At 63.4% G+C, this 4998-nt stretch carries 4 protein-coding genes; all 4 read left to right on the plus strand.

The genetic code is table 11. The features are described from left to right. Positions 1 to 292 precede the first annotated feature (292 nt). Positions 293 to 1708, plus strand: a complete 1416-nt coding sequence (locus FJ386_14875) for a sulfatase (GenBank protein MBM3877969.1) — start codon at positions 293 to 295, stop codon at positions 1706 to 1708. Positions 1709 to 1714: 6 nt separating this feature from the next. Next, positions 1715 to 3457, plus strand: a complete 1743-nt coding sequence (locus FJ386_14880; GenBank protein MBM3877970.1) for a CocE/NonD family hydrolase — start codon at positions 1715 to 1717, stop codon at positions 3455 to 3457. A gap of 76 nt (positions 3458 to 3533) precedes the next feature. Continuing rightward, complete coding sequence (locus FJ386_14885) at positions 3534 to 4181, plus strand: hypothetical protein (GenBank protein MBM3877971.1); 648 nt, start codon at positions 3534 to 3536, stop codon at positions 4179 to 4181. Positions 4182 to 4377: 196 nt separating this feature from the next. Next, positions 4378 to 4998, plus strand: a 621-nt coding sequence (locus tag FJ386_14890) for a hypothetical protein (protein MBM3877972.1), incomplete at its 3' end; no start/stop codon positions are given.

The raw sequence follows: 4998 nt of genomic DNA on the forward strand, positions 1-4998 counted from the left end.
TCGACACCTTCCTTGCACGTCGCGAGGAACTACTGCCGTCGATCCGGGAATACTCGCCCTACGCCCACGTCACCGCTGACGATCCGCCGGTTTATCTCATCTACCGCGAAGCCCCCGCAGCGGGCCGGCCGCAGTCAGACCCTACGCACAGCGCGAACTTCGGCATCAAATTGCAGGAGCAATGTCAGCGCGTCGGCGTTCCTTGTGAACTGGTCTATCCCGGCCTGCCCGATGTGACGAACGCACAAGTGACGGATTTCGTGATCACGATGCTGAAAAAGTGAACGAGCTTATGAAACGCATCCTCACCCTCCTCACCGCCCTATTGCTCGCGCCGCTGGCCGCTTTGCACGCCGCCGAACCGCCCGCGAAGAAGCCCAACATCGTCTTTATCCTCGTCGATGACCTGCGATGGGACGAGATGGATTATGCGTTCGTGAAGGCTCCGCACATCGCACGGCTGGCGCGGGAGGGCACGCGGTTCAGCAACGCCTTCGCCACGACGCCGCTCTGCTCGCCAAGCCGCGCGAGTTTTCTCACCGGCCAATATGCGCACACGCACGGCATCACCGACAACACCGACCGCAGCCCGCGCAGCCACGAGCTGGTCACGTTCCCGCGGCTGCTCCACGTCGCCGGCTACGAGACGGCCTTTGTGGGCAAATGGCACATGGGTGTCGATGACCGCGCCCGGCCAGGGATTGATTACTGGGTGAGCGTCCAAGGCCAGGGGCGCTACCTCGATCCTGAATTCAACGTCAACGGCGAGCGGAAACAAATCGCCGGCTACTTCACCGACATCCTCAACGGCTTCGCGAACGAGTTCCTGAAAAAGCCGCGCACGAAACCGGTCCTGCTCTATGTCTCGCACAAGGCCGTGCATCCCGACCTGACGCAAAACGCTGACGGCAGCCTCTCCGATCCGAGCGCGGGGAAATTCATTCCCGCCGAACGGCACAAGTCGCTCTACGCCGGTGCCGCGATCCCACATCGCGCCAACTACGGCGGGCCCCCGTCGGACAAGCCGGCGCTTCTGCGTCCCGTTGCAAACATGGCCCCGCTCGGCCCGGCGACCGTCACCGACGATGGAAGCATCCGCAACCGGCTGCGGATGCTCGCGTCGGTGGATGAAGGACTCGGCGACATTCTCAAAATCCTCGAAGGGCAGAAGCAGCTCGAAAACACGCTCATCATTTTCACCAGCGACGAAGGCTATTTCTACGGCGAGCACGGCCTGAGCGTGGAGCGACGCCTCGCCTACGAGGAATCCATCCGCATCCCGCTGCTCATGCGTTGGCCGGGGCACATCAAGGCTGGCGCGACCCTTGAGCAGTTCGCGCTGAACATCGACATCGCGCCGACGCTGCTCGACATCGCCGGCACCACGATTCCGGCCACGATGCAGGGCCGCTCCCTGCTGCCACTGCTCCGCGGCGACACCTCAGCGGCGCGCTCATGGCGCAACTCGCTCCTGATCGAGTATTGGTCCGACAAGGTTTTCCCGCGCGTCGTCAGCATGGGCTATCAAGCCGTCCGCACCGACCGCTGGAAGTTGATCCGCTACACCGATCTCAAAGGCATGGACGAGCTTTACGATTTGGAAAGTGATCCGTTTGAAATGAACAACCTCATCAACGCTCCCGCCGCCCGTGACGTTCTGCCGAAAGTGCAGGCCGATCTCGAACAACTGCTGAAGCAATCCAACTGACCCCCCATGCGCTTGTCAAAAATCATTTTTCCCGTCTGGATTTGTCTCAGTGCCGCAGTTGTCGCCGCCGAGATCAGCGTTGAGCGCGACGTGGCTGTGCCGATGCGCGACGGCGTGGTGCTGCGCGCGGATGTGTTCCGTCCAGGCGAGGGCGGACCGTTCCCCGTGCTGGTGACGCGGACGCCTTACGGCAAGCAGGGAAAGAAGTTCGATGCGTTTGTGAAGGCCGGCTACATCGTCGTCTCCCAGGATGCGCGCGGGCGCTACGCATCGGGCGGAAAGTGGGAGTCGTTTTACCGCGAGCACACGCATGATGCGGAGGATGGCTTCGACACCGTCGAGTGGGCAGCGAAGCTGCCGGGGTCGAACGGGAAAGCCGGCACCTTCGGCATCTCCTACGATGCCTTCCTGCAATGGAGGCTCGCGGCGTTGCGCCCGCCGTCGCTCGTCGCGATGTCGGCGCACTCGATCCCGTCGAGCCTCACGGCGCTCGAAGGTCCGGGAACGATCCGTCCGGGGCGCAGGCTGAACTGGTTTTACGCGGGCATGTCGCCGGACATGCGGCTGCGTTCGGGCGCGGAGGGTGTGAAGTCGAAGGGTGAGGCGGCGAAGTTGTGGAAGGGCGGCGAAGGCGAACGGCTGCTGCACTTTCTCCCGTGGCTCGATTTGCCGAGGCAGGTTTTTGAGGACGAGGACGACGCGGTGAAGGCGTGGTTGCGCGCGCCGCACCGTGATCCGTGGCGCTTCATCGCCGCGTGCCCCGAGGTGAGCGTGCCGAATCTCGATATCGTCGGCTGGTTCGATCACTGCAACGATGGCATCGAAATTCACCGCGCGATGCGGAACACGGGCCGCACGGAAGCCGCGCGCGGCGGACAACGCCTCATCATCGGCCCGTGGAGCCACACTGGGCACGGCGGCAGGAAGGTGGGCACGGTGGATTTCGGAGCGGATGCCGCGCTCAATGTCGTGCAGACTCAGATCCGCTGGTTCGACCGGTGGCTGAAAGGCGCGGGCGAAGGAGTGAACCCGGCCGCACCGGTGCGCATCTTCGTGATGGGCGCGAACCGCTGGCGCGACGAGCAGGAGTGGCCGCCGGCACGCGCCAAGGCGCACACGCTTTACCTCCACAGCGGCGGGCACGCGAACTCCCCCGCCGGCGACGGCACGCTCACCCCGCAGCCACAGCCCGGTGCGCGCGACAGCTACCGCTACGACCCGCGCGATCCCGTGCCGACGCTGTGGAGCGCGGCGATGTTCACGTTGCCCGCCGATCAGTCGCCGCTCGCGAAGCGGCAGGACATTCTCGTGTATCAAGGCGAGCCGCTCACCACCGCGTTGGAGGTCACGGGCTATCCCGAAGTCATTTTGCACGCTGCATCCTCCGCGCCGGACACGGACTTTTTCGCAAAGCTCATCGACGTCGCGCCCGACGGCACCAATCGCGATATCGCCTCCGGCATGGTGCGCGCACGGTATCGCGATGGGCTGGACAAGCCGCGGCTGCTCACGCCTAGCGAGCTTGTGGAGTATCGCATCAAGCTCCGCCCCACCTCGAACGAGTTCCAACCCGGCCACCGCATCCGGCTCGACATCACCAGCAGCGATTTCCCCAACTACGACCGCAATCACAACACCGCGGCCGACCAGAATGCGGATGCGGCTCTCGAGGTCGCCACACAAACAATCCATCACGGAGATCTTCGACCTTCCCGCCTAGTGCTGCCTGTCATCGCCTCCAAGCCATGAAGCGCTTCACCGAACTCAAACGCACCGAGGCCAGCCTCGGGAACAATCTCCTGCCGCCTCTCCACCGATGAAATCAATGACCCGCTTCCAAGTTGCGACTCTCGTCAGCTTCGCCAGCGCCGCATGGCTCTGCGCGGCCAACTGGACGCGGCCCGGCGGAACCGGGCCTGCCTATTATCCACCGGTCGAGGCGACCCAGATCCAGACGGACGAGCGGTCGGTCCAGGCCATGCACCCGGTCCTCGAGTATGGCCGATTCGGCGAATGGGATTCCACGCAGAACTACGGCTGCACCGTGCTCGTCGTGGACGACGAAATCGTCCTCTACTATCTCGGGGCCGACTGGGGCCACGGACATCGCCATCAGCTTCAGACGCTCAGGGCCGCCATCGGGCGGGCGACCCTGCGATTGGACGGATTCGTCTCCCTGCGGGCTGATGAAAAAGAGGCCGTCATCGCCACCAAACCGATGGTCTTCGCCGGAAAGAATCTCGTGATCAACGCCGACTGCCCGAAAGGTTCATTGGCGGTGGAACTGTGCGAGGGCGACGGCAAACCGATTCCCGGTTTCACGAGACAGGACGCCGACATCTTCACCGACGACAATCTCCGCGCAGTGATGACATGGAAGGGAAAGAGCGACCTTTCCGCGCTCGCGGGCAAGACCATCAAGGCGCGGTTCTTTTTGAAACAGGGCGACCTCTATGCCTTCCAGATGAAATGAAAGGGTGGCGAACCAGGGAGGTCATCCTCGCCCTTGACCACACCACACCACAACAACGGATGACCTCTTCGCCGCCATCACGCCTCATCTGGCCGCGATGCAAAATCCCAACGACGTCCACTTCAACGCGAAGGGCTATGATTTCCTCGGAGAGACCGTGGCAAAAGCAATCGAAGCAGTCGTAAAGTAATCACCGATGAAACCCATCCTCACCGTTGCCTGCGTTCTTTTGAAATCAGTTTGGCAGGCTGTCTCGCTGCGCTCGGCTCTGACCGCCCTGCTGATTGCGCCGCTGGCCGCGCTGCATGCCGCAGGCTCGAGCAAGCCAAACATCCTGGTCATCCTCTGCGACGACCTTGGACGCGCCGACTACTCGGCGTTCGGCACCAGGGACATCCGCACGCCGCACATCGATTCGTTGTTCGCGCAGGGCATGGCGTTTCAAAACTTCCGTGCGAACTCGTGTGTGTGCTCGCCCACGCGGGCGGCCTTGCTCACGGGCTGTCATCCTGATCGCGTCGGCGTGCCCGGCGTGATTCGCGAGGAGAACCCGGCGAACTCCTGGGGCTATCTCTCCGCCTCCGCGTTCGACGAGCGGTTCAAGGTCGCTGTCTTCAGCGAAGGCGGCATCGGGTTGACCTTCAGCAACTGGGACGCGCCGTGGTATCTCGGCCCGCGCATCCGGCAGCCCGGCTTCGCGCGGGAGCACCACGAGTTGATTGCCATGATCGCCCCGCGCCCGTTCCTGCTACTAGCCGGCAACTCGGCGGACAGCGAGAAGAGCACCGCCTTCATCGAAGCCGCGCGCCCTGTTTAC

It is taken from the genome of Verrucomicrobiota bacterium, from assembly GCA_016871675.1.
GTDB lineage: Bacteria > Verrucomicrobiota > Verrucomicrobiia > Limisphaerales > VHCN01 > VHCN01.

Excerpts from the sequence above, each read along its gene's own strand:
- FJ386_14875 (MBM3877969.1), top strand. The coding sequence starts at position 293 with ATGAAACGCATCCTCACCCTCCTCACCGCCCTATTGCTCGCGCCGCTG.
- FJ386_14880 (MBM3877970.1), top strand. The coding sequence starts at position 1,715 with ATGCGCTTGTCAAAAATCATTTTTCCCGTCTGGATTTGTCTCAGTGCC.
- FJ386_14885 (MBM3877971.1), top strand. The coding sequence starts at position 3,534 with ATGACCCGCTTCCAAGTTGCGACTCTCGTCAGCTTCGCCAGCGCCGCA.